1 protein-coding gene is annotated in these 475 nt (G+C 74.9%); it reads right to left on the minus strand.

Features of this window, described 5'->3' with window-relative positions:
• On the minus strand, positions 1-475 hold a 475-nt coding region (locus DEQ92_RS22305; RefSeq protein ID WP_233516949.1), incomplete at both ends, for an ABC transporter substrate-binding protein.

Genomic DNA, 475 nt, shown 5'->3' on the forward strand with positions numbered 1-475 from the left:
CCCTCGTCGTCGAAGCGATACCCGATCTCGCGGAACGCCTCGCGGGCGGCCGAGACGTCCAGCGACCCGTCGTCGTCGAAGAACGGGTGGACCGGGTCGCGCCCGTCGTCCCACGCGAGCGACGACGGAACCGCGTCGGGCGACGCCGCCAGCGGCGACGCGGCCGCCTTCGCGTACCCGTCGAACGCCTCGTCGACGAGCGCGGCCTTGTCGATCAGCCGGGCGACGACCGCCCGGAAGCGGGGGTTCGACAGCGGGCTCCGCCGCGTGTTGTAGCCGACGTGGTAGAACGCCGCCGACCGACCGCTCACGAGCCTGGCGGCGTCCGAGCGGCCGATTCGCGGGACGGACGCCGGGCCGAGGTTCGCGGCGGTCGCGTCCGCGAGCCCCTCGGCGACCGCCTCCACGGCCGAGATGTCCGACGGCAGCACCTCGACGCGGAGCCGGTCGAAGGCCGGCTTCCCGTGGTACCGCG

The sequence above is a fragment of the Haloferax sp. Atlit-6N genome, from assembly GCF_003383195.1.
Lineage (GTDB): Archaea > Halobacteriota > Halobacteria > Halobacteriales > Haloferacaceae > Haloferax > Haloferax gibbonsii.